At 45.1% G+C, this 23564-nt stretch carries 21 protein-coding genes and 2 tRNA genes; 15 read left to right on the top strand and 8 right to left on the bottom strand.

The window, feature by feature from the left end; genetic code table 11:
• Positions 1 to 9: 9 nt before the first annotated feature.
• Genes holA through ACZ424_RS05450 form a run of 5 tightly spaced genes read right to left on the bottom strand, consistent with a single transcriptional unit; the run spans position 10 to position 3064 of the window.
• Positions 10 to 951 (bottom strand): DNA polymerase III subunit delta, encoded by a 942-nt coding sequence (gene holA / locus ACZ424_RS05470; protein WP_464903973.1) that lies wholly within the window; start codon positions 949 to 951, stop codon positions 10 to 12.
• A complete protein-coding gene (locus tag ACZ424_RS05465; RefSeq protein WP_464903972.1) occupies positions 938 to 1492 on the bottom strand; it encodes a 4Fe-4S dicluster domain-containing protein in 555 nt (184 codons plus the stop codon). The genes holA and ACZ424_RS05465 overlap by 14 nt, the downstream gene beginning before the upstream one ends.
• Entirely contained in the window at positions 1489 to 2070 is a 582-nt protein-coding gene (locus ACZ424_RS05460) for a YqaA family protein (protein ID WP_464903971.1), read from the bottom strand. Before ACZ424_RS05460 ends, ACZ424_RS05465 begins: the two co-directional genes overlap by 4 nt.
• Positions 2071 to 2823 (bottom strand): 5'/3'-nucleotidase SurE, encoded by a 753-nt coding sequence (gene surE / locus ACZ424_RS05455; protein WP_464903970.1) that lies wholly within the window; start codon positions 2821 to 2823, stop codon positions 2071 to 2073.
• Positions 2816 to 3064, bottom strand: coding sequence for a nicotinamide mononucleotide transporter (locus ACZ424_RS05450; protein ID WP_464903969.1), 249 nt, complete (start codon positions 3062 to 3064; stop codon positions 2816 to 2818). The genes surE and ACZ424_RS05450 overlap by 8 nt, the downstream gene beginning before the upstream one ends.
• A 49-nt stretch (positions 3065 to 3113) precedes the next feature.
• Here ACZ424_RS05450 and ACZ424_RS05445 point away from each other — a divergent pair, with 49 nt between their 5' ends.
• Positions 3114 to 3251, top strand: a complete 138-nt coding sequence (locus ACZ424_RS05445) for a hypothetical protein (RefSeq protein ID WP_464903968.1) — start codon at positions 3114 to 3116, stop codon at positions 3249 to 3251.
• Between the two features lie 335 nt (positions 3252 to 3586).
• Here ACZ424_RS05445 and hemW read toward each other — a convergent pair whose 3' ends face one another.
• A complete protein-coding gene (hemW, locus tag ACZ424_RS05440) occupies positions 3587 to 4711 on the bottom strand; it encodes a radical SAM family heme chaperone HemW (RefSeq protein ID WP_464903967.1) in 1125 nt (374 codons plus the stop codon).
• Positions 4692 to 6176: a tetratricopeptide repeat protein gene (locus ACZ424_RS05435; protein ID WP_464903966.1), complete on the bottom strand. Its 1485-nt coding sequence runs from the start codon at positions 6174 to 6176 to the stop codon at positions 4692 to 4694. Before ACZ424_RS05435 ends, hemW begins: the two co-directional genes overlap by 20 nt.
• A 64-nt stretch (positions 6177 to 6240) precedes the next feature.
• On the opposite strand from ACZ424_RS05435, the gene ACZ424_RS05430 reads away from it, so the two are divergent.
• Genes ACZ424_RS05430 through argF form a run of 4 tightly spaced genes read left to right on the top strand, consistent with a single transcriptional unit; the run spans position 6241 to position 8751 of the window.
• Complete coding sequence (locus ACZ424_RS05430) at positions 6241 to 7119, top strand: N-glycosylase/DNA lyase (RefSeq protein ID WP_464903965.1); 879 nt, start codon at positions 6241 to 6243, stop codon at positions 7117 to 7119.
• On the top strand, positions 7116 to 7604 hold the full coding sequence (locus tag ACZ424_RS05425; RefSeq protein ID WP_464903964.1) for a type II secretion system protein: 489 nt from the start codon (positions 7116 to 7118) through the stop codon (positions 7602 to 7604). The genes ACZ424_RS05430 and ACZ424_RS05425 overlap by 4 nt, the downstream gene beginning before the upstream one ends.
• Positions 7580 to 7822 carry a hypothetical protein gene (locus ACZ424_RS05420; protein ID WP_464903963.1) on the top strand — a complete coding sequence of 81 codons (243 nt, stop codon included), beginning with the start codon at positions 7580 to 7582 and terminating at the stop codon, positions 7820 to 7822. Before ACZ424_RS05425 ends, ACZ424_RS05420 begins: the two co-directional genes overlap by 25 nt.
• Positions 7822 to 8751 (top strand): ornithine carbamoyltransferase, encoded by a 930-nt coding sequence (gene argF, locus ACZ424_RS05415; protein ID WP_464903962.1) that lies wholly within the window; start codon positions 7822 to 7824, stop codon positions 8749 to 8751. The genes ACZ424_RS05420 and argF overlap by 1 nt, the downstream gene beginning before the upstream one ends.
• Before the next feature lie 100 nt (positions 8752 to 8851).
• Here argF and ACZ424_RS05410 read toward each other — a convergent pair whose 3' ends face one another.
• On the bottom strand, positions 8852 to 11485 hold the full coding sequence (locus ACZ424_RS05410; protein ID WP_464903961.1) for a valine--tRNA ligase: 2634 nt from the start codon (positions 11483 to 11485) through the stop codon (positions 8852 to 8854).
• Between the two features lie 75 nt (positions 11486 to 11560).
• Between ACZ424_RS05410 and ACZ424_RS05405 the strand changes: the two genes are divergently transcribed.
• The 10 genes from ACZ424_RS05405 to ACZ424_RS05360 all read left to right on the top strand — a co-directional run bounded on the left by ACZ424_RS05405 (position 11561) and on the right by ACZ424_RS05360 (position 23562).
• Positions 11561 to 11637 (top strand) — tRNA-Arg (locus tag ACZ424_RS05405).
• A 23-nt stretch (positions 11638 to 11660) separates the two neighbouring features.
• Complete coding sequence (locus ACZ424_RS05400; protein ID WP_464903960.1) at positions 11661 to 12110, top strand: nucleoside deaminase; 450 nt, start codon at positions 11661 to 11663, stop codon at positions 12108 to 12110.
• A gap of 7 nt (positions 12111 to 12117) precedes the next feature.
• A tRNA-Ser gene (locus ACZ424_RS05395) sits at positions 12118 to 12212 on the top strand.
• A 24-nt stretch (positions 12213 to 12236) separates the two neighbouring features.
• A complete protein-coding gene (gene recA / locus ACZ424_RS05390) occupies positions 12237 to 13247 on the top strand; it encodes a recombinase RecA (RefSeq protein WP_464903959.1) in 1011 nt (336 codons plus the stop codon).
• Positions 13225 to 14337, top strand: a complete 1113-nt coding sequence (locus ACZ424_RS05385; RefSeq protein WP_464903958.1) for a type IV pilus twitching motility protein PilT — start codon at positions 13225 to 13227, stop codon at positions 14335 to 14337. Before recA ends, ACZ424_RS05385 begins: the two co-directional genes overlap by 23 nt.
• A complete protein-coding gene (locus tag ACZ424_RS05380) occupies positions 14318 to 14755 on the top strand; it encodes a regulatory protein RecX (RefSeq protein WP_464903957.1) in 438 nt (145 codons plus the stop codon). Before ACZ424_RS05385 ends, ACZ424_RS05380 begins: the two co-directional genes overlap by 20 nt.
• Before the next feature lie 26 nt (positions 14756 to 14781).
• Positions 14782 to 17430 (top strand): alanine--tRNA ligase, encoded by a 2649-nt coding sequence (gene alaS / locus ACZ424_RS05375; RefSeq protein WP_464903956.1) that lies wholly within the window; start codon positions 14782 to 14784, stop codon positions 17428 to 17430.
• 129 nt (positions 17431 to 17559) lie between these two features.
• Positions 17560 to 18018 carry a hypothetical protein gene (locus ACZ424_RS05370; RefSeq protein WP_464903955.1) on the top strand — a complete coding sequence of 153 codons (459 nt, stop codon included), beginning with the start codon at positions 17560 to 17562 and terminating at the stop codon, positions 18016 to 18018.
• Positions 18019 to 18036: 18 nt separating this feature from the next.
• The gene (locus tag ACZ424_RS05365) at positions 18037 to 22173 is read left to right on the top strand and encodes a hypothetical protein (protein ID WP_464903954.1); all 4137 of its coding nucleotides are present in this window, start codon (positions 18037 to 18039) and stop codon (positions 22171 to 22173) included.
• 81 nt (positions 22174 to 22254) lie between these two features.
• Complete coding sequence (locus ACZ424_RS05360) at positions 22255 to 23562, top strand: peptidylprolyl isomerase (protein WP_464903953.1); 1308 nt, start codon at positions 22255 to 22257, stop codon at positions 23560 to 23562.
• Positions 23563 to 23564 lie beyond the last annotated feature (2 nt).

Below are 23564 nucleotides of genomic sequence, written 5' to 3'. Positions count from 1 at the left end.
TTTATTGCTTCAGTCAACAAGTTGAAAAGCCAACTGTTTTAGGGCTTCGTCTTCGGGCAGCTTTCCGGTCTTTATAGAGAACTCTGCCTCGTTTAGCGTTTTTAAGAGTTTAAGGGCCCTCTTTACTCCGATTTTCTTTCCGTAGAGCTGGAGTTTCCTTAAACTCTGAAGGGGAAGTCTAACATTCTGCCCCGTTGCCACCTTTATTAACTGTCTCAGCTGGGACTGGAGAAGTCCTATCAGCTGTAGGGGTTCTGTTCCTTCTGAGAGGAGGACTTCAACTTTACGGAGAAACTCTTTTCTCTTACCGTCTAAAAGGGTGTAGATGAGTTCAAAGGGGTCAACCTTTGGGGTGCTTGAGATGAGGAGCTCCACTGCCTCGTCAGTTAGCTCCTTCGGATAACAGAGCAGTTTGTCGGTTTCGTTCTTAAGCTCCCAGAGGTCTCCTGTGACTTTCTCAGCAATTAGGTTTATCACCTCAGGTTTAACGTCTCCTCTCTGTGAGAGTTTCTTCTTTATTAAGTTCAGCTTTGCCTTTACGGGGTATACTTCTGAAACGATAACAACGTCTGAGAGTTCTGTCACTTTTGAGAAGAGCTCCCCTTTTAGGGTTCTGTAGTCAAGCTCTTTAAATGCTGCAACAATAAAGGAATCAAGGCTTTTGATTTTCTTTAAGAATTTCTCTCTGTCGGACTTCTTTCTAAGGGCTTTTGGGAGCTCCTCTCCGTAGACGACTACCGGAACTGCCGACCGGCCGAAGAGGGAGCTCCCGCTAAACGAGTAGAACTCCTCTAAAGAATCTGGATAGAACTTCTCAACGCTCCGGAGATCTGCGACTTTCTTGATGAACTGGTCTGTTAGATAACTCTCCTCTCCGTGGATGAGGATTCTCTTCCAAGGGACTCCTTTTTTCAGCTCCTTTAGGGCTTCCTGAACCTTAAGAGTTTTCATTTTTGACCTTTACAAGTTTTATAGACTTTGGAATCGTTGGGCAGGCATGGATGCACCTTCCGCACCCTTTACAGTGCTCAGAGTGGAACTCAGGATAGTTAAAGTCAATCAAAGTGATGGCCTTGTCCATCTGTGGGCAGCTCCAGTAACAGCTCTGACAGAAAACGTCCTGGAATGCTACACACCTATCTTTGTCAAGCTTCGCAACATATCTGAACTTTTCAAGGTTTTCTTTAGAGAGAGCTCCACTCCTACAGGCCTCTATACAGGCGTAGCACTGCTCACAGTAGTTGTTCTCAAAGTTCATAAATGGAGTGTCTAAAACGATTGGGTTCATCTCCTTTACAGTATCCAAAACTCCTGTTGGGCAGCTCTTTACGCACTCCCCACATTTATTGCAGAAGGAGAGAAACGTCTCTTCGTCGGCGCTCCCCGGAGGTCTTATAAATGTCTTGTTTGGCTTCGTTACCTCGTATGTAAACTCTGCCGCTGCCTTTACGATTGACTCCCCAATTACCTTAAAAAACCTTCTCCTGCTCACGGTAGAACTCCCTTTTTAATCCTTCTGTAAATTAGGAACGCAGTTAAGAGAAGAGCTCCTCCAATCAGTGAGATTATATTGATGTTCTTGATTACAAATTCCTGAACCTCTTTCCCAAAGAGGTAGATTACAGCCGCCTCTGCAAAGAACCTGCTTCCCCTTCCTATGAGTGAGAAGATAAAGAGCTTCCTCAGTGAAGCAAATAGGACTCCTGAAGTGACTGTAAATAGTTTATAGGGAAGCGGAGTAAAACCTGCAAGGAGGATTATTAGGCTCTCGTAAGACTCGTAGAGCCTGTGGACTTTTGCCACTTTCTCCTTTCCGAAAAACCTCTCGGCTAAAGGTCTTCCTCCAAAGTATCCAACGTAGTAGCCCACAACTCCTCCTAAAGAGGAAAAGAGGGTAGCTACTGCTGCGTAGAGAAAGGACTCTTTTGGGTTTGCCATACAAAGGGTTAAAAGGAGGACGTCTGGAGGGATGGGGAAGAATATCGCCTCAATGAAGGCGTTAAGGGCCAGTGCATAAACTCCGTATTTAAGGGCTAAACCTTTCCAGAAGGCAACAGAGAGAGCTTTCATCTACCACTCGTATTTTTTTAGTTTCTCTAAAGTTTTGTAGTCTGTTAGGTCTAAGTGTATAGGGGTTACAGAAACGTAGCCGTTCTTTACAGCCCAGTAGTCGGTTCCTGGTTCTGCCTCCCAGTTTGGTTCCTCACCACCTATCCAGTAGTAGACCCTTCCCCACGGGTCCCTTCTCTCCTCAACCTTTTCGGAGTATGCCTTCTTTCCCTGCCTCGTTACCTTTACTCCTTTTATTTCGTCTTTTGGAAGGTTTGGAATGTTAACGTTTAGACAGCACCCTTTCGGTATTCCCTGCTCGTAGACCTTTAGGGTTATCCTCTTTGCCCAGTCTGCTGCGTCCTTCCAGTAAAAGTCTTTAAAGGTTACAAGTGAGAAGGCGATTGACGGGATTCCAAGAAGAGCTCCCTCCATGGCAACAGAAACCGTTCCAGAGTATGTTATGTCCTCCCCGAGGTTGGGTCCTCTGTTTATCCCGCCTATAACCATGTCCGGCTTCTGCTTCATTATTGCGTGGATTCCTATGTAGACGCAGCTTGTTGGAGTTCCGTCTACTGCAAACCAGTTCTCGTCAACCTGCTCACACCTTAACGGCCTGTGGAGGGTTAGAGCTCTCCCGACTGCACTCCTTTCCCTGTCTGGAGCAACAACAACTACGTCTGCAAACTCAGTTAAGGCTTCGTAGAGAGCTCTTAAACCTTCAGACCTTATCCCGTCGTCGTTTGAAAGTAGGATCTTTAACCTCTTATCCATTCTTCACTCCCAAGAAAACCCACCTGATTATACCTACAACCTCAACGGCGGCGTAAATGAGGGAGCTGACCATTATTCCGTACTGTTTTGTCAAATAGCCGTAAGTTGCGTAGAGTGCCGAGGCAAAAAGGGCAACGACAAAACCGACTTGGGGGTAGCCCAGCGCCGTAATCAGAAGGGCTAAGACTCCTATTACTGAGGCCGTTATTTCTAAAAACTTCTGAAATTTCGTTCTCTTCAAGTTTCCTCCTGTGTAGTTTGGTTTAAACTATTTTCCCGGGAGGGAGACGTTGCAAAAAGTCAACTTAATAGTTGAGATTCTTAAGGTTCTCTCTGAGAGGGGCGAGAAATTTATAACAACAACCGAGATTTTCAAAGAGCTGGTAGAAAGGAAAAGCAGAGGGCTGAGAGGAAGAGGTTCCAGATAACTCTCTCAGACCTTTTAGAGGGAGGATACGTTGAGAGGAGGTTCTTCAGAACTAAGGGGAAAAGGCCGGACGAGTGGAAGATAAACCTTAAAGCTTTTCCCTACTTTGTTTCATACTCAGAGGAAGAGCTCATTTTTAGCAAAGATCCTTTCATTCTGAAGATTCGCCTTCCTGCCGACTACTACAGAGAGTTGCAGCCGGAACACGGAATCCTCCTCTACCCGACGCAGTTTAACTACAGGCTTTTTTAGTTGCTTATCCTAACTACCGGTTTGTCAGCTGGATTATTCTGGAAGCGCTGAGGAGTATCTCTCCCATTTAACCCAAAATCTGTCTTAAAAGAGGGCATTTATCACCTCGGAAATGACGCTGTTTGAAATAAAGAGACCTTTCTTTTCCAACTTTAGCCTGTTTCCTTTTAATTTTAAGAGTCCCTCTTCAAACATTCCTTTAAGAATTTCAGAGCTTTTGAGAGCTCCGTTAAACCTCTCCTCAAGCCCTGTCTCCTTTAGATCTACTCCTTCTGTGAGCCTTAAGCCCATTATGAGCTTTAACTTCTTGAGTTCCTCTTCAGTAAACTTTTCTTCCTCCTGGATGGGGAGCTCCCCGCTGTTAACTCTCTCTACATACTCCTGTATATTACTTACGTTTTTCCAGTAACTGTTGACGTAGAAAGAGGCCGCAGAAGTCCCAAGCCCCAAGTAGTTTTCAAGTTTCCAGTAGTTTAAGTTGTGCTTGCTTTCAAAACCGGGAATGGAGAAGTTTGATATCTCATACTGTCTAAATCCCCTCTCCTCTAAAAACGAGACGGCTTCTGAGTAGATTTTATAAACTATTTCTTCTTCCGGTAGTTTAAACTTCCCTTCAGAAACTTCCTGAAACAGCTGTGTCTCCTCGTACACGGTTAGTGCGTAGAGTGAAACGTGTTTTACAGGAAACGAGAGGGTAATCTTCAGGTCTTCTAAGAAACTTTCAACCGTTTGACCAGGAACGCCGTATATGAGGTCAACAGATACATTTGAGAAAACGGAACAGACGTTCTCAAGGGATTTCAAGTTCTGTTTTAAACTCTGCCTTCTTCCCAGCGTTTTGAGAGTTTTAGGGGAGAAACTCTGGATGCCCAAGCTAATTCTGTTTACACCTATCTGGTAGAGCTCTATCAGTTTCTCTTTCTCTGCATCTTCCGGGTTAAACTCAACTGTTACTTCAGAGAACTGCCCAACTTTAGAAAGAACAGACTCAAAGAAAGAAGGTTCCATGAGAGAAGGAGTTCCTCCCCCAAAGTAAACCGTCGGAAACTGGGAGAACTCCGGATGAAGAAGGAAGAGCTCATTAAAAACGGCCTTCTTGTATGGAATAACAAACTCTAAAAAGTTCCCGGAGTAAAAGTCACAGTATTTGCACTTTTTCATACAAAAGGGAACGTGAACGTAAAGGGAGTTAAACGGTTTCCTTCTCAAGTTCCTCTATCTTTTCCTGAAGGAGTTCGTCTTTTAAGACTTTCTGAGCTTCTTTGAACCATGAGAGGGCTTTCTCTTTATCTCCCAAAGATTGATATATCTCTCCTAACTTAACTTTCAGCCTTGCTCTGTCTTCTTCCGTATAGTCTTTCCTCTTAAGCTCGTCAAACAGGAAGGTGATGGCCTCTTTTTCTCTATTCTGCTGTTTTAGTATCTCAGCCAAGAGAACAGCTGCTTTGGGTCTGTACTCTGTATTAATAGCTTCTCTCGCTTCTTCTTCGGCTTTCTCAAGGTTCCCTATTCCCATGAGAGCTTCAGCTGCAGAGATAAGTCTCTTTCCATCTCTCTGTTTTCTAAGGGAAAGGACTTCCTCTTTGAGCTTCTTAGGTGGTTCTTCTTTGTTTGCCATGAAATCACTAACAAGTTCGTTAATGTCAAGAACTTGGTCAAGGACTTCAAGTATCTGCTCCGGTTCGGGGAGCTCTTCCTCTTTAGGAGTTTTAACAGAAAGTGAGAGTTCCTCTTCCGGCTTAACTGCTTTCAGGTAGGCAACGAGTTTCTCGTAGAGGTTTTTGTCTATCAGTCGGATTTTGTTCAGATACTCCTGTCCCTCTTCAACTTCTCCCAATTCGTAGTTTATGAGGACAAGTAGCGTATATTTGAGCTTAGGTATGGGAATAGTTGAGGCTACCCTTTTTAGATAGTCTAACTTATCTACTTCTTTAAACTGGGAAACTACAAAGGTTATAAAGTTAAAGTCGTCTTTATGTTCCTCAAGAAGGGTAAGCAAGATGGACTGAACTTTTGGATCGTCCATGTAGGAAATTGTTTCTATTAACTGTTTATCAAGGGCTTCTGTTGACCTGATTCTCCTTGCCTTCAGAAAAGACCTAAGGGCTGCCGAGTAGTTTTTCAGGTTTATATACATGTTTCCTGCGAGGATGAAGTTGACAAGGGCGTTTTCTGTATCTCCCCTTTCAAGAAGAACGTCTCCATACCTTTCGTAGAAAACGGGATGGAAGGTATCCTTGAGGAAGTCTTCAATCATCCCTTTTATAGTTGACGTGTTTGCTCCCGTCTCCTCCATTTTCTGGAAGGCGTCTAAAAGGATGTTAAAGGCGTCGTAGTAGAGCTCCTTCCTCTTAAAGGCGTTTACCAGCATTTTTATAGCTTTTAGGTTTAAGGGGTCTATCCGAAGGGCTTTCTTCAGAACAGGTATTGCAACGTCGTAATACTCCTCTTCCAACTTCCTCTCCGCAAAGGAGAGGAGCGTTGATACGGCTTCGTCTTTCCTTCCCAATTTAACAAGGGCGTCAATGTAGGGGTTTAAAATGGATATCTGGTCTGGATTCTTCTCAAGGAGAGATTTTCCGAGTTTTGCTACTGTCATAAAGTCCTGATTTTTGACGGCTTCTGAGAAGAGTTCGGCATCGCTCTTTTTCCTGAAGAAGTCAAATAAGCCCAACGTTTCCCCCAAAGTTTGGGTGTCAAAGTATTATATTACAGTTAACTTTTATAGGATTGAAAAAATGAAAGTAAACCTGCACCTGAACCCGGAAAGGGCAAGGGAGGTCGGTCTTTTACTTTTAGAAGTTCTTGATAGAGAAGGCATTTTCGGCCACAAGGACCTTCCAGACGACGCTGTAAGGGAGGTGGCAAAAGACCTTGATAGGGAAACACTCCTATTGGTGGTTACCTATACAACGGCCCTTGACTACATGAGGAACGCTGAAGAGCTCTGGCGGAGCTCCATCAACACCCTCAAAGACGATGAAGTAAGCTGGGTTTTTAACCCCCATTCTGTTGTGAAGAGGACAAAGGGAGAACTCCTTAAGGCTTTAGGTAAACACGGCCTTGCAAAGAAGAAGAACCGGGATACCGAGATTTGGTATACCCTTTCCCAAACCCTCTCTAAGAAATACGGAGGGAAAATAACACCACTCTTTGAAGAGTATAGTTATGATGCTTTCTCAATGTTTGAGGACTTTTTGAAGAACAGGAAAGATGAGTTCCCTTCCCTTTCAGGGATGAAGATATTTCCTCACTGGATAAGGAGTTTAAAGGAAAAGGCCCCGATTCCTATTAAAAGGGTAGAGGAGCTCCCAATCCCTGTAGACGTTCACGTGGCGAGGGCTACCTTCACGACAGGCTGTATAACCGGAAAGTATTCTGCCAAGGGGATAACTGAAGCTGTGAAGAAGAAGGTTATTGAGGTCTGGAAGGAGGGTTTAAAGGGAACGGGCATAGCTCCTATAGAGATGTTTAGACCTCTGTGGCTACTCTCAAAACACGGTTGCCACTACAGGAAAAATGGGGAAAGGCCTAAACTGGACCAATGCCCAGTTTCCTCTTACTGCGTTGAAGGAAAAGTTATCGTCACTTCAAAAAAGGTGGAGATAGACACTTGAGACGAGGATTTACTCTTTTGGAGCTCCTTATAGTTCTTGCGGTTCTCTCTATCCTTCTTACCCTTCTCTTTCCCGTTATCGTTAAGTCAAACTTCTGCTCTGAGGAGAGTTTTAAGACGGAGGTCTCAACCCTTTTTTCCTCTTCCTTTGTTCCGGGGGAGTCTATTCAGTTTTGTGTAGACTTTAAAGAGAATAAAATCTCTGTAGGGAGTAAAAGTATCAGTGTTCCTTACAAAATTGATACTCTTGTTCTTCCGGGAAAACTTATCTCTTCAGAAATTACCAGTAAGTTCTGTTTTGACCTTAAAAACTTGACCTACGGAGCTCTCATTGGTGAAAAGGGAGAGCTCCATCCTTCAATCCTCTTTACCTTTCCCTCGGGGGAAGTTCTTTTCTATAATCTCTCAAAGGCCGAGGCGGAAACATTAAAGGATAAGGTGGGAAAGGGGAGGATTGTTGAATGGTTCAGTTATTACTCGTTCTGAATCTCCTTGCTGTTTCTCTGCTCTTTCTCGTGGTGGGAGCTCTTTTCTACTCGCTGAGGAAGGTTGCTCAGAAGGTAGAGGAGTTGGAAGCCGACCAGCTGAAGCTTTCAAATAACTTTAGTGAGCTTAAAACAAAGGTAGTGAATCTTGAAAGTAAGCTTGAGTTTCTTCAGAATCAGGTTAAGATTCTCTTTACAGGACTTAGGAGGAAAGAGTAATGAAAGACTTTATCTCAATGCTTGATGCAGATAGGCTTTTTATAGAAAACATTATTTCCCTTTCCTCTTTTCTAAAGGAAAAGACGAAAAAAGGAGAGCTCTACAGACCGTTGGACGGATTTACAGCAGCTCTCATATTTGAGAAGCCCTCTACGAGGACAAGGGTATCCTTTGAGGTTGGAGTCTACCAGCTTGGAGGCCACGGGGTTTACATGGATACGAGGAGCTCCCAGCTGGGAAGGGGAGAGCCGATAAAGGACACGGCGAGAGTTCTCTCCCGCTACGTTGACCTTATAGTAATAAGAACCTTTGGTCAGGAGAAGGTTGAGGAACTTGCAAGGTACTCAGACGTTCCTGTTATAAATGCCCTAACAGACGAGGAGCACCCATGTCAGGTTTTGGCAGACCTTTTTACAATCTGGGAGTATAAGAGAAAGCTTGAAGGACTTAAGGTTGCATACTTGGGAGACGGAAACAACATGTGTAACTCTTGGCTCATCGGCGCTGCCTATATGGGAATGAAGTTTTACGCTGCAACTCCGAAAGGCTATGAACCCTTGCCTAAATACGTTGAGGCTGCAAAGGAGATAGCGAAGGAAACGGGAGCCGAAATTGTATTAACTAACGATCCGGTAGAGACCGTAAAAGGTGCAGATGTCGTTTACACAGACGTTTGGGCTTCTATGGGACAGGAAGAGGAGGCGGAGGAGAGGAAAAAGATATTCTTACCCTATCAGGTTAACTCAGAGCTCGTAAAACACGCAAAACCAGATTTCCTCTTCATGCACTGTTTACCTGCCCATAGGGGAGAAGAGGTAACAGACGAGATTATTGAGGGAGAGCGTTCTGTTGTTTGGGATCAGGCTGAAAACAGACTTCACACCCAGAAGGCTCTTATTCTCAAGCTTGTGAGGAAAACAACTCCTTAAATTAGGTTAGGCTTTCCTACTTTACTCTTTTTACGAGAGAAGTTTTGTAAACAACCTAACATTTAAAATTTTTAATAAACGGGTGAGGGGGAAATTCCCCCTAACCCATCTCTTTGAGCTGTTTCAGGGTTCCTTCAAGTTTCTTGACTACTTCGGAGAGCTCTGTAAGCTCCTCTTTGTTCTTCTCAACGACCTCTTTTGGAGCTCTCTCAAGGAAGTTCCTGTTTGAGAGTTTCTTCTCTAACTTCTCAACCTCTTTCTGGAGCTTTGCAAGTTTCTTCTTTATCCTTTCTATCTCCTTCTTAACGTCTATAAGCTCCCCAACTTTCACGTAAACTTCAACTCCGGGTAGGAAGAATGAGATACTCTTAGGTGGAGGTTCACTTACCAGGTGGAGCTCCTTAACCCTTGCCATCTGCTTTATGGCGGGAGCTATCTTTCCAATTACTTCAAGGAGCTTGTCGTTCTCAGTTTTAACTCCAACCTCAACCTCTGTTGAAGGTGAAATGTTCAGTTCTGCCTTTACGTTTCTTATTCCCCTAATAATCTCCTTTACAGTTTCTACCAACTCCGCAACTTCTGGAAAGCTGCAGCACTTGGCACTTGGCCAGGGGGAGATAACTATTGACTCGGCGTCCTTGTTTGGAAGTTTTTGGTATATCTCTTCGGTTATAAAGGGCATTATCGGGTGGAGGAGCTTCATTGAATCCCTTAAAACCCTTAAAAGGGTATGGGCTGCTGCTTTCTTTTCTTTATTGCCGCCCCTGTAGAGCCTGTGCTTTGTGAACTCAACATACCAGTCAGCAAGCTCGTTCCAGATGAACTGGTAGATTGCCTTTGCCGCATCGTTAAACCTGTAGGCGGAGAGCTCCCTGTCAACGGTCTCTATAGTTTCAGAGAGTTTTGTAAGGATCCACTCATCTTCTGGAGCGTAGTCTACGGCTCCGTTTTCCTCTATTCCTTCAGTTGCAGTTAGAACGAACCTCGCAACGTTCCAGACCTTGTTTGCAAAGTGTCTGTAGCCTTCAATAATTCTTTCTGAAAGCCTTATATCCCTTCCTTGGGCTGCCAGGGCTGTCAGCGTAAACCTTAGGGTGTCTGCCCCATACTTCTCAACCATCTCAAGGGGGTCAATAACGTTCCCCTTTGTTTTGCTCATCTTCTGGCCTTTCTCGTCCCTTACAAGGGCGTGGACGTAAACGTCTGCAAAAGGCCTTTTTCCCGTAAAGTGGTAGCCCATCATCATCATTCTAGCTACCCAGAAGAAGATGATGTCAAAGCCTGTTACAAGGAGGTCTGTAGGGTAGAAGGCCTTAAGGTCGTCTGTCTCCTCAGGCCAGCCGAAAACTCCAAAAGGCCAGAGTGAGGAGCTGAACCAGGTGTCTAAAACGTCCTCGTCCTGTTTCAGATTCTTGCTGCCGCAGGCTTCACACTTTTCCGGTGTGTCTTCAGAAACGTTTACGTGGCCGCAGTCTAAACAGTACCAGGCGGGAATCCTGTGTCCCCACCAGATCTGCCTTGAAATGCACCAGTCTTTTATGTTGAACATCCAGTCAAAGAAGGTATTCTCCCACTGTTTGGGGATAAACTTGACCTCTCCATTTTTAACGGCTTCTATCGGTTTTTCGGCTAAAGGCTTTGTCTTAACGAACCACTGGTCTGAAAGGTAGGGCTCAACTACCGTTTTACACCTGTAGCAGTGGCCAACTGCATGTGTGTGTGGTTCTTCCTTTTCAAGGAGTTCTTCTTCCTTAAGGAGTGTAACTATTGCCTCCCTTGCCTCAAACCTGTCCATTCCTTTAAATGGAGGAACGGTTATTCTTCCCCAGTCGTCCATTACTTGAATGGCCTCAAGACCGTGTCTCTGACCGACTTCAAAGTCGTTAAAGTCGTGAGCTGGGGTTATCTTAACGGCTCCGGTTCCAAACTCAGGGTCAACGTATTCGTCGGCGATTATCGGAATTTCCCTTCCGACTATTGGAAGGCGCACCTTTTTTCCGATTAAGTGTTTATACCTTTCGTCTTTTGGATTGACGGCTACTGCAACATCTCCTAAGAGGGTTTCTGGTCTTGTCGTTGCAACAACGATGTAGCCCTCTTGGTCAACTAAGGGATACCTGATATACCAGAGCTTTCCCTGTTCCTCTTCGTGTTCAACTTCAAGGTCTGAAAGGGCCGTGTGACACCTAGGGCACCAGTTTATAAGCCTTTTACCTCTGTATATTAAACCTTCCTTGTAGAGGGAAACGAAGGCCCTCCTTACTGCCTTTGAAAAGCCTTCGTCCATTGTGAACCTTTCTCTATCCCAGTCGCAGGAAGTTCCAAGTTTCTTAAGCTGGTTGATTATTCTGTTTCCATATTGCTCTTTCCACTCCCATACTCTCTTTAAAAACTCCTCTCTTCCAACGTCGTGCCTCGTAAGTCCTTCTTTGGCAAGTTCCCTCTCAACTACCCACTGGGTTGCAATTCCTGCGTGGTCTGTTCCAGGAACCCAGCAGACCTCGTAACCCTTCATCCTCTTCCAGCGGCAGATAACGTCCTGAAGTGTTGAGTTAAGAGCGTGCCCAACGTGGAGAACTCCGGTAACGTTTGGAGGTGGTAGAACCACGCTGAACTTCTTTTTCTCTCCGGATAGGGCTTTCTTCTCGTCGGCGTGGAAGTACTTCTTCTCTAACCACTTCCTATACCACTTATCCTCAAAGAGCTGCGGATTGTAAGTAGGTTCCATTTCCATTATTTCCTCCAGCCTTAAGTTTTGAAAATTTTAGTTGAAAAGTATTTTGGTCGGGATAAATTTATATCCTGCCCTGCGCCCGTAGCTCAACTGGATAGAGCGTGGGACTACGGATCCCAAGGTTGCAGGTTCGACTCCTGCCGGGCGCGCCACTTCTAACCGCTTCTGGAGTTCTATGAGCGCAGACCTCCACTTCCTCAGGGAAGCCCTCGCAGAAGCCCAGAAAGCTTTCAGGTTTGGTGAAGTTCCAATTGGAGCTCTTATAGTCAAAGAGGGCAGAGTTATCTCAAGGGCTTTTAACAGGAAGGAGTTCCTCCAAGATCCGACTGCCCACGCGGAGCTCCTGGCCATACGGGAGGCTGCAAGGAAACTCAACTCCTGGAGGCTCAACGGCTGCACCCTCTACTCTACGGTGGAACCCTGCGTTATGTGTTGCGGTGCTATAATTCAGTCAAGGATAAGTAGGGTCGTTTACGCCGTTCCAGATCCGAAGTTCGGAGGGGTTGAGAGCCTCTACTCCATACTCTCAGACGAGAGGAACAACCACAGGCCGGCTGTGGAAAAGGTGGAACTCCCCGAGGCTGCAGAGTTATTAAAGACGTTCTTTAGAAAATTGAGAACTTAACATATTCGGAGAGGTGCCGGAGCCTGGCTTAACGGGCCCGACTCGAAATCGGGTGTGTGGGTAGCCCCCGCACCGCGGGTTCAAATCCCGCCCTCTCCGCCATTAACCTCAATTGAAGGAGTGTTTATGCAAGAGGAAAAGAGGAAAGTTTTAGAGGACGCCCTAAAGAGGATAAGGAAAGAGTTCGGCGAAGGCTCTGTAATGTTTTTAGGTGAAAAGCCTGTTGAGAAAGTTCCTGCAATTTCAACTGGTTCCATTGCCATAGACAGGATTACCGGAATAGGCGGTATTCCCCGTGGAAGAATAACCGAAATCTACGGCCCTGAATCTTCGGGAAAAACGACCCTTGCACTCCACGTTATCTCAAACGCCCAGAAAGAGGGTGGAGTTGCCGCCTTCATAGACGCAGAACACGCTTTAGACCCAACTTACGCTAAAAAGTTGGGAATAGATCTTGAGGAGCTCTTAGTCTCTCAGCCAGACAGCGGTGAACAGGCGTTAGAGATAGCTGAAACTTTAGTGAGAAGTGGAGCTGTAGACGTCGTCGTTGTTGATTCCGTGGCAGCACTGACTCCCGAAGCTGAGATTCAGGGAGACATGGGAGACTCCCACGTTGGGCTCCAGGCAAGGCTCATGTCTCAAGCCCTTAGGAAACTGACAGCTGCAGTCAGTAAGAGTAACTGCGCTCTCATATTCATTAACCAGGTGAGGGAAAAGATTGGAATGATGGGCTACGGAGGCCCTCAGGAGACAACGACAGGGGGGAGAGCCCTCAAGTTCTACTCCTCAATGAGAATAGAAATAAGGAACGTCGGTCAGATTAAGGGAAAGGGAGACGAGAGGATTGGCCACAAGGCCAAGGTGAAGATTGTTAAGAACAAGCTCGCGCCTCCTTTTAGAGAGGCCATTGTTGAAGTTTACTACGGGGAAGGAATTTCCCGTGAAGCCGACATTTTAAACCTCGGAGAGGAGCTTGGTATAGTTAAGAAGAGCGGTGCTTGGTATTCCTTCGGAGATTTAAGGCTGGGACAGGGTAAGGAGAACGCAAGGCAGTTCCTTAAGGAGAACCCGGAGGTTGTTGCAGAGCTTGAGAAAAAGGTTCTGGAGGCTTTAGGTGGGACTTCAGAGCAGGCTTAAACTGGAACTTAAAGACCTTCTCAAGAAGGCTTTTAATGTTGGTGCTTCAGACGTTCACCTAAGAATAAAAGCTCCTCCCATATTTAGAATTGCTGGAAAGCTCGTTAAAACTGACCTTCCACCTTTAGAGCACACGGACATTCTTGAGTATGTGAAACAGATTCTGCCCCTAGAAAAGAGAAAACAGATTCCGTATATAAAGGACATTGATCTTGCTTACTCTCTTCCCGGTGTGTGCCGTTTTAGGGTTAACATCTTCCGCCAGAGGGGAACCTTTGCGATAGTTATGAGGGCAATTCCCGTAAGGGTTCCTAAAATAGAGGAACTTAACCTTCCTCCTATACTGAAAAAGATAGCCCTCTACCAGAGGGGACTGGTTCTCGTTACCGGAACAACTGGTTCCGGTAAATCTACAACTTTGGCAGCAATGCTTGAAGAGTTAAACGAGAGGGATTCAAGAGTAGTTATAACAATAGAGGATCCGATTGAATACCTCCACAGAGATAAAAAGTGTCTCTTCTATCAGAGGGAGATAGGTGATGACGCAGAAAACTTCTTTACAGCCCTTAGAGCTGCTCTTCGTGAAGACCCAGACGTTATCTTAGTAGGAGAGATGAGGGACGTTGAAACCGTAAGGACAGCCCTTGACGCTGCCGAAACGGGTCACATGGTTTATTCAACCCTCCATACCCTTGATGCCAAAGAGACCATAAATAGGGTTATTTCTTTCTTCCCTCTACACGAGCAGCAAGCCATAAGGTTCCAGCTTGCTTCCGTCTTGAAGGCTACGGTATCTCAGCGGCTTTTACCTACTGCAGACGGTAAAGGTAGAGTTCCAGCTGTAGAGGTGATGATAGTTACAGAGGCCATTAAAGAGAGGATTATGAACCCAGAGCTTACTGATGAGATACCTGAGTTTATAGAAAGAGGAAAGGAGGTTTACGGCTCACAGACCTTTGACCAGTCACTTTACGATCTGTGGTGGAAGGGACTTATCACTAAAGAGGATGCTCTTAAATACGCAACCCGCCCCGACGACTTGCGGCTGAAGATGGAGGGATTTATCTCAAGTGGAGAGGAACAATTTTAAAGAAGCTTTTAGCTACTTACTGAGCCTTCTCTCAAAGAGAGACTACTCGTTAAGAGTACTTGAGAGAAAAGTAAAGGATAGATTTCCCGATATACGAGAAAGTGAGATTGAGCTCTTGAAGAGGGAGCTCCTTAAGTCAGGCTACGTAAACGAGTTGGAGTCTGCCCGCCGTTATTTTCTGAATAAACTTGAAAAGGGGTGGGGAAAGAGGAAAATTGCGTACCACTTGTGGAGTTTAGGGTTTTCTGAAGAAGTTATAAGAGAAGTTGAGCTAACGACGCCTTTTGATTACTCCTACATAGAGAGAGAGGTAGCCAAACTCTCGTCAAGGAAAACCAAAGACCAAATCAAGAGATTTCTCCTTCAGAGGGGCTTTTCTTTTTCAGAGGTTAACCGTATTCTGAAAAAGGTAAAATAGCCCAAACTTTTCCAGCTGGAGATACTATGAAGTGGAGCGGAAACGAGATAAGAGAAGCTTTTTTAAAGTTTTTTGAAGACAAAGGGCACGTTCGAGTGAAGAGCTCTCCTCTAATTCCCAAAAACGATCCGACGCTTCTCTTTACAAACGCTGGAATGGTTCAGTTTAAAGACTACTTCTTAGGGAAGGAGAAGCCGCCGTTTAAGAGGGCAACGTCCTGCCAGAAGTGTATGAGAGCTGGCGGTAAACACAACGACCTTGAGAACGTAGGGAAGACGGGAAGACACCACACGTTCTTTGAGATGCTGGGTAACTTCTCCTTCGGAGATTACTTCAAGAAAAAGGCGATTCAGTTTGCCTGGGAGCTCGTTACGGAAGTTTTCAAGCTTCCCGTTGAGAGGCTCTACGTATCCGTTTACGAAAAGGACGACGAAGCTTTTGAGATATGGAACAAGGTTATAGGCATTTCTGAAGAGAAGATCTACCGGCTCGGAGAGAAGGACAACTTCTGGGCAATGGGGGATACGGGTCCCTGCGGTCCGTGTAGTGAGATCTACTACGACCGGGGAGAGGAGTTTGCCTGCGGGGAAAACTGCGGAATAGGAACCTGCGACTGTGACAGATACTTAGAGATCTGGAACCTGGTCTTTATGCAGTATGAGAGGGACGAGCAGGGGAACCTTCACCCCCTTGCAAAGCCCTCAATAGACACGGGAATGGGTCTTGAGAGGATAGCTTCAGTTCTCCAAAACGTCCCTTCAAACTACGAAACAGACCTTCTCTTTCCCTTGGTTAAGTGGGCTTCAGAGGTTTCGGGAGTTCCTTACGGAAAGGTCGAAAAGAGCTCTACCTCAATGAGAGTAATTGCAGACCACTTAAGGGCTATGACTTTCCTCATTTCAGACGGAGTTCTCCCTTCAAACGAGGGAAGGGGTTACGTTTTAAGGAGAATTATAAGGAGGGCTTCAAGGCACGGAAGGCTCTTAGGGATAGACAGGCCTTTCCTCTTTGAAGGCACAGACGTTGTTGTTGAGATAATGAGGGATGCCTATCCGGAACTTGAGCTTAACAGAGATCTCGTTAAACGGGTTGTTAATAGGGAAGAGGAGCGTTTTGCTAGAACGGTTGAGAAGGGGCTTTTCATACTTCAGGAATTGATAGAGAAGCTGAAGGAAGAAGGGAAAGATACGATTCCTGGAGAGGAAGCCTTTAAGCTCTACGACACTTTTGGGTTTCCTTTAGACCTCATACTTGAAGTTGCAAACGATGAGAACGTGAAGGTTGACGTTAAGAGGTTTGAGGAGCTCCTTGAGGAGCAAAAAGAGAGGGCAAGGAAGAGCTGGAAAGGTGGCGTTCAGAAGGTTGTTTCCCCTGAACTTCAGGAGCTCTCTGAAAAGTTCCCGACGCTCTTTACAGGTTACGAGCACTTGGAGGAATACGCAAAGGTTGTCGGAATTTTGAAAGGGGAGAAGTTGGTTGACTCCTTGAAAGAGGTAGAGGAAGGAATTGTAGTTCTTGACAGAACTCCCTTTTACCCTGAAAAAGGCGGTCAGGTGGGAGATACGGGAATTTTAGAGGGAAACAGCTGCTACTGTAGAGTTCTTGACACTCAGAACATAACTGAGAACCTGATAGGGCATAAGGTTAGAGTTGTTAAGGGAGAGGTTAAAACTGGCGATTTCGTAAACGCCGTTGTTAACGAGAAGAGGAGAAGGGCAGTAACGAGAGCCCACACAGCTACTCACTTACTCCACAAAGCACTTCGGGAAGTCCTTGGAAACCACGTAAAGCAGGCCGGTTCCTTAGTTATGCCTGACAGACTCAGGTTTGACTTTACCCACTTTGAAGCTCCGACCGACGAGGAGCTCCGCTCCGTTGAGGAGCAGGTCTACAGGTGGATTTTAGACAACTACCCGGTAAAAATTGAGGAGATGCCGTTGGAAGAAGCCCTGAGCAGAGGAGCTATCGCCCTGTTCGGTGAGAAGTATGGAGATACTGTTAGGGTAGTTGACGTAGGGGGAGTGAGCGTAGAGCTCTGCGGAGGAACACACGTAAACAGGAGCGGCGACATAGGCTTTTTCAAGATAGTTTCTGAATCTTCAGTTTCCTCTGGGACTAGGCGTATTGAGGCCGTTGTCGGAGAAGAGGCTGCCAACTACGTAAGAAAGAAGGAAAGCTTGCTTAAAGATTTGAGGAAGGTTCTTCAATCTCCTGAAGAACAGATAGTTCAGAAGGTTGAAAGGCTAAAAGAGGAACTGAAAGAGAAAGAAAGAGAGCTTGAGCGCCTCAAAAAGAAGTTTGCAACTTCACATGTTGACGAGGTTGTGAAGGGAGCTCCCACTATAAACGGCGTTAAAGTGATAACTGTAAAACTTGAAGGTTTTACTGGAAAAGAGCTTGCACAAGTGGCAGATGTAATAAGGAACAAAGCCGGCTCTGCAGCAGTTATGCTTGTAGGCCTTAAAGATGGCAGAGCCTCCCTTCTTATAGCCCTTACAAAAGACCTTACAGATAGGCTAAAGGCGGGAGACCTAATTAGGGAGGTCGCTCCCATTTTAAGGGGTAAAGGCGGCGGCAGACCTGACCTTGCCCAAGGAGGGATAAGAGACATATCAAATCTTGATTCAGCCTACGCAAAGTTTAGGGATTTAGTGAAACGTTCTCTTGAAGGGTAGGGAACTCCCTGCCCTTTTACGCGCTGCACAATATAAGAAATTCCTAACATATTCCTGTTTTTATCAAACTTTGATAGAATGTCGTATAGCAGATTTGTAAACATTTTGTAAATTTCTGGAGGGTAAGCTATGGGAAGAAAGTGGAAGAGGAGTAGCTTCTCCCTGACAACGGGCTTCATAATGTCTGCACTTTTATCGTCTCAAGGACTTGCTCAACACCCGTCTGTCCAGCTCATTGACATCTACGGAAACGTTGAAAAAAAGGTGATTGATGATCCAAACCACTACAGAGAAGATTTTGACACTTCAACAACTCCAGACACAATTACTGTAAAGGATAAGGATGGTAACAGTGTAACTCTCTACAAAGGAACTCCGATAAGCTTTGAGAAGTCCTGTGGTCAGTGTCACGAGAATATCATTACGGATATTAGAGCTTCTCACCACGGAGCTGTCGGCCTTCACGATATGGGGTGGATGGACAATAGGGAGACCTACGGAGACGATACAGGGGCTAAAGATTTCGTTACTAACGTTGTCCTAAAAATGAGATACTTCCGTAGTAAGTCCCACTACGGAGGATGGTGACCACCTTCATACCGCCAGTTGGCGGCTAAAAAACCCCTCCAAGACCCGGCAGTTCCAGACGGAGCAGTTGACGGAATTAACCCTGCAGATCCTACTGCTTATAAGGGCTTCAACTTTGACATGGGAACTCCGACTCACAACATCACTTGTAACTCCTGTCACGCAGGAGGAGGTGCTGCCCAGTTCGGAAGAGAGAACAAACCGCTTGATGAAGTTCTGAAAGAGAGGCTTGGAGAAGACCTGTTCAACGAGCTTAAAACGAAAGATTGGTTTATTAGAGACGAAGCTATCCTTTCTCAAATAAACTCTGTAATTCCATTTGACGGAGACCTTTTCGGCTACTCAGACTACGAAGTAGGGGCAGGCTATACAGGAAAGCCCGGGCTTTTCAACTTTGCCCGCTCCGGAGTAAACGATACAGACTGTTTTATGTGTCATGCCAAGGCTGATGCCGATTCAAAGATAAAGACATCTATAAACGGTTACGTTCAAGAACCTTTAATGCCTGCCAACCCAAGGGTTATGGTCTTTAAAGGAGTTTCAGATGACGGAGAAACAATTGTTTTATCGTTGGGAGTTCCTCCAAAGGTTGGTGAAGAGGTAGAAGTTGGGAAAGATGAAAATGGAAATCCTGTCTACAAAACAGTTAAAGAGGTTGATTCAGCCTACTACAACTCCGTTCCACTTTCGGTTCTTAAAGCCCTCTACGGTCTTTCAGATGACCAGATTAACGCTATAAAGAACAACGATGGAGCTTGGTCAAAGTTCTTCATCTACCCTAACAATGCAAACGGTGCTACAAGGGAAGTTGCAAGGGTTGCCTACTTTGAACATCCCGCATCTACCAAAGATAAAGACGGCGGGGATGTTTACGTAAACGGTGGTGATGCAACCTTCCACGACGACACTGGAGAGGTTGTTTACAGAACTTTTGCAGGGTTCTTCTTCAAATACATCTCAACGGCCTCTTTGATGGGAGTTGATACAAACCATAACGGCGTTCCACTTGCATACGTCCGTTTTGTAAAAGAGGATGGCGTTTGGAAGCCTGAAGTTTACTACGATAAGGATGAATTTAACGATAAAGGAGAAGTTGACCTTCCAGTTCTTGAAAATAGAATAGGAGATAAAAATACACCGTCAGATCAGGTTCCTCCAGAGAGTTATAACTATTCTGTTCCTAAGGAACTTGGAGATGCAGACCATCCCTATCCAAACATGACGCAACCGGCTGAAGGAGATAGTGCCAACAGAGATTGGGGATACGTCTGTTCCTACTGTCACATGGCTATTCCATACAAAGATGGTAAGCTCCCCGATGGTAGCGAAACCTACGCTTGGGTTACAAGGAAGGGAACTTTAGGACTTGGAGCGGAAATTGTTAAGAGGGGAGACGTCTTTTCTTACGATATCCACAGAGGAAGTGATAGTGGTAAGAATCTTGAGCCAACAGAGCTTCAGCAAACCCTTCAAAATCAAGGTTTTGATGCTGCTTACAAGAAAATGGTAAATGCAAAGTCCGTTCTCTCAATAGACAACGATATTCCGATAGGTTACGACGCCCACTTTGATAGTCAGAAGGGAAATATGACCTGTCTCTCATGCCACGGTGAAGGGACGCTTTCACCTGATGAGAAGCAGTATCACCCTATTCACCATAACTTCCTGAAAGGAAACGACTGGGGCGGTCACTGGGATCAATCGTTGGACTACAATCCTTCACTTAAAACCTGTTTAGACTGCCACTTTGGAGGTTCAAGACAGCTTGCAACTGATGTTCACAAGAATTACTTCGGAACTGAAGGAAATGCTGCCGTTCATATGGATAAAGTTGCCTGTGAAGTTTGCCACATTCCGTTTAAGACCCACTGGACTTTTAGGACTTTCTACGATGTTGTCGGTTACTCTTACAACTTTGACAACAGGATTTTAGGGTACGACCTTGCAAATGGAACTGTCCAAAAGCTTCCAGAGCAGATGTTTACTCCAGGGTTTGGTCCCTTCATGCCGATTGCAGGGTATGGAGCTCCCCAACCCTTCTGTATAGTTAGAACTGATAACGGAAAAGATACTCTCGTTCCCATTTATCAGGCAGACTTTGATCCAAGGCAGGCTGCGCTGAGGCTTGAGAATAAAAACTTTGGAATATGGAACGTTCCAAATATTTCATTCCCTTGGGCTTGGGCACCTGTAATCATAAATAACGGATTTAGACCTGATACCCCTGGCGCTCAGAAGTTCATGTATAGAATTGCTGATCCGCTGACACTTGTAACATGGTATGACAAATCAACAGGTAAAGTTCTCTACACCCGTGAGATAGCTGCTGCACTTGACGGAGCAGTTAAATCCGACTACGCCGGTAAGAATGTCCCTGCATACTTCATACACGATGATGGAAAAGCTAAAAAGATTTGTGTTAAGACTATAAAGGGCGACTGGATCTGTGATGACAACGGAGACTACCTGCCTGAAATAGATACGAACGGCGAATACGAGGCAATGAGGAACGCACTCATTGACGTTCTTAAGAAGGAAGGTGTCAAAAATCCCGATCCTGTCTTCTACATCTGGACGGCTCCGTTTAGTATAGACCACGGAGTTCTTCCAAAAGAGTACGCCCTCGGTGCAGGAAAAACAGTTAACGGTGAAGAGTTAACCTGTAATGCTTGCCACGACGCAAAGACCGGAAGGCTTCCTGAAGCAAATATGGCTGATATAGAAGGTAGCAGTGCCCTTAAGTCTCTGATAAAGAGAGACAAGAACGGCCACATAAAATTCTTCGGTCTTGGAAGGGAAATAATAACTGTTCCTTCAGCTATTCCACCTGAAGCCTATAAGAACGCTGTAAAAGTCTTCTTTAACTCTCCTGAAGATGAGAACGGCAACCCGGTTTATGGAACTATGGAAATTAAAATTGCCGGTCAGGAAAAGGATATTAAGGTAATGTATACAACGGCCGGAGATATCTTAGTTAACGCTCTTACAAACGGAGTGGATGTTGACAGGCACCTTGTTCCGATTCCTGTTGAGAGCTCCGGCATTGACGGAATCGTTTTCGCCCTTCCAGAGAAAGAGTCTAAATGGAAGATGAGAGTTGAAGGAATTGAGGCTGAAGTTGAAACAGAAGCCCTTGAGAACGATGAGGTTCCAAGAAGGGCTATCGTTGTCAGGATGAGAAACGAGCTTCCGGAGCTTCTCGGATTTGAGCACCTTGCAGAAGAGATAATGTCTGCAGGAACTGTCAACCTTGCTCCAGTCTTTACTCCAATTATTCCCTCTGAATACATAACGAAGATGGAGTTCAATCTTGCAGAACTAAAGGTTGCAGACCCTGCTGATCTCTACATTAACTATGCAAAGATTCACAAAGTTAGGATTTCAAAGGGAAGCGATGTTCATTACGAGGTTGATAAGGAATACTTTAAACCTGAGTCAATCTCTGTAAAAGACGCCATTTTGAAGGGTTGGGCATCTTACGACCCTGCAGAGGGAGTTCTTACCGTCAACACTGCCGCTATGTCTGAGGAAGTTCCAGGTAAAGGTGAACTTGCCTTCTCAATTATGAGGAAGGTGGGAACGGAGGTTCTTGTTCCGTCTGAAATTAAGATTGTTAAGGAAACGTCAAATGAGGTAATAGTTGAGGTTACCCTTGCAGGGAAGAAAGAAGAGGCAACTGTTAAGTCAAACGATGCTGTAATTTCCGAAATTCTTGAATCACACCAGCTTCTAAAACGTGCTGCAGAGTATAACCTGAAAAAAGCAGTTTTAGGTGTAGAGCTCATAAGTGATAAAGATTCATTTACCGTTGAGTTTGACCTTGATGGGCTTGTAGATCCTAAGAAAGCCGTTGCCTTCGTAGAAGTTAACGGCAAGTCCGAGAGATGTAAACCGGAGGTTAAGGGTAATTTACTTGTTGTTAGCTATCCGTGCTCTAGAACGGGAGCAGATACGGGAGCTGAAACTCCAGTAACGATTGTTATAGGAGAAACTAAATCTACACCGACGGTTAACTCCGGAACAGTTTCTGGAGGCGGTGGAGGAGGTGGCTGTTCAGTAGCTCCTTCAACACCTGCCGGAAGCGGGCTGTTCAACCTTGGTGTTCTCCTCTCTGGTCTTTTAGGTCTCTTTGGATTCAGAAGGAAGAAGCACTAAATCTTTTCCCCTTTAGCTCCGATCCTGAATTCGCGGGTCGGGGCTTTTTCATATACTTTTAGAAAACTTTTGGAGGAACGTATGAAAAGAGTTCTTCTTTTAGCTTTTCTGTTTTTCCTTTCTGCCTGCGGTTCTAACACGTCTGTTTCAGAGGGTAACTCCGACTCAGCTTCTAAAACAGAAACTCTTCAACCTGAAAAGAAGAAGGTCTGCTCTCCTGATACTGTTCTTGCAGAAGGTAAAGGTTTGAAAGTGACTCTTTCAGACTATAAGTACGTTGAGGGGCTTTTGAGCCAGAAATCAAAGGCCTTTTTCTCTGCTCACCCTGAGGAGCTCCTCAAGAGGATGGTAAACAGAAGGCTCGTGGTTGAATACGTTCAGGATTCCGGCCTTGGGAAAAGATATGGGTTAGACAAAGAGATAGAGGATTTTAAGAAAGACTACCTTTCCCGCCTTTTCATTTCAAAGGAGGCAGAAAAGAGGGTTAAACCCGTTACCGATGAGGAAATAGTAAAGCGGTTTAAAGAGCTCTTTCCAAAAAAAGACCCTTCAAAGATGAGTAAGGGAGATAAGGAGTTTATAAGGAATGAGCTTAAAGTTAAGCACTACGATGAGGCCGTTAAGTCGGTATATAGTGAGGTTGAAAAGAAACTTAAGTTTACGAGGAAAGGAGACGTTTTAAGTGTTAGCTGTTGCGGTATAGAACTCTCCCGGAAACTTAATAAAGGCGAAAATGAAGAGTTTGTAAAGAACCGTTTGAAAGAGGAGTTCTTTAAAGAGTATTTCTACAGAAAAGCCCTTGAAGCCGGCCTTGACAGAGATCCCCAGTTTAACAGAATGCTGACTGAGTATTTTGCAAACAAGGTAATTGAGGTTTTCAGGAAAGAGCTTGAAAAGGGAATAACAGTTTCTTCCCAAGAGGTTAAAGACTTTTACCATAAGAACAAGGATAAGTTTTACATGCCCGATAGAGTTAAGGCCGTCGTAATTCTTGTTGACAGCAAGAAAAAGGCAAGGGAAGTTGAGAAACTCCTGAAAGAGGGTAAACCCTACCAAGAAGTTGCAAGGCGTTTCGGAAACTTTACCGTAAGGCCGAAGATCTACTTTAAAGACGCCAACGACCCTGTAGGAACTCTCCTGTTTGTAGAAGAAAAGCCCAAGAAAGGAGAGACTCTTGTTGCCCAGTTTGGGGATAAAACCTACGCAACCATCTACGTCCTTGACTACATCCCCGGAGGGGTTCTTCCCTTTAAGAAGGTTGAAAAGTATGCCAGTTTGGTTCTGAAAGAGAAAAAGCTAAAGGAGAGGGAAGAGAAGAAACTTAAAGAACTCTGGAAGGAGTATGGCGTTAAGCTTGAGAACTTAGACTGTATTAAAGGAAGCCCTTAAAG

It is taken from the genome of Thermovibrio ruber (assembly GCF_055380895.1).
Note: the sequence above shows the minus strand (reverse complement) of the source record. Positions and strands in the feature narration are given on the sequence as shown.

Coding starts and splice junctions, on each gene's coding strand:
- argF (WP_464903962.1), top strand. CDS start 7,822: ATGAAAGACTTTATCTCAATGCTTGATGCAGATAGGCTTTTTATAGAA.
- ACZ424_RS05430 (WP_464903965.1), top strand. CDS start 6,241: ATGAAAGTAAACCTGCACCTGAACCCGGAAAGGGCAAGGGAGGTCGGT.
- ACZ424_RS05370 (WP_464903955.1), top strand. CDS start 17,560: ATGGGAAGAAAGTGGAAGAGGAGTAGCTTCTCCCTGACAACGGGCTTC.
- ACZ424_RS05420 (WP_464903963.1), top strand. CDS start 7,580: ATGGTTCAGTTATTACTCGTTCTGAATCTCCTTGCTGTTTCTCTGCTC.
- alaS (WP_464903956.1), top strand. CDS start 14,782: ATGAAGTGGAGCGGAAACGAGATAAGAGAAGCTTTTTTAAAGTTTTTT.
- recA (WP_464903959.1), top strand. CDS start 12,237: ATGCAAGAGGAAAAGAGGAAAGTTTTAGAGGACGCCCTAAAGAGGATA.
- holA (WP_464903973.1), bottom strand. CDS start 951: ATGAAAACTCTTAAGGTTCAGGAAGCCCTAAAGGAGCTGAAAAAAGGA.
- ACZ424_RS05460 (WP_464903971.1), bottom strand. CDS start 2,070: ATGAAAGCTCTCTCTGTTGCCTTCTGGAAAGGTTTAGCCCTTAAATAC.
- ACZ424_RS05410 (WP_464903961.1), bottom strand. CDS start 11,485: ATGGAAATGGAACCTACTTACAATCCGCAGCTCTTTGAGGATAAGTGG.
- ACZ424_RS05360 (WP_464903953.1), top strand. CDS start 22,255: ATGAAAAGAGTTCTTCTTTTAGCTTTTCTGTTTTTCCTTTCTGCCTGC.
- ACZ424_RS05400 (WP_464903960.1), top strand. CDS start 11,661: ATGAGCGCAGACCTCCACTTCCTCAGGGAAGCCCTCGCAGAAGCCCAG.
- surE (WP_464903970.1), bottom strand. CDS start 2,823: ATGGATAAGAGGTTAAAGATCCTACTTTCAAACGACGACGGGATAAGG.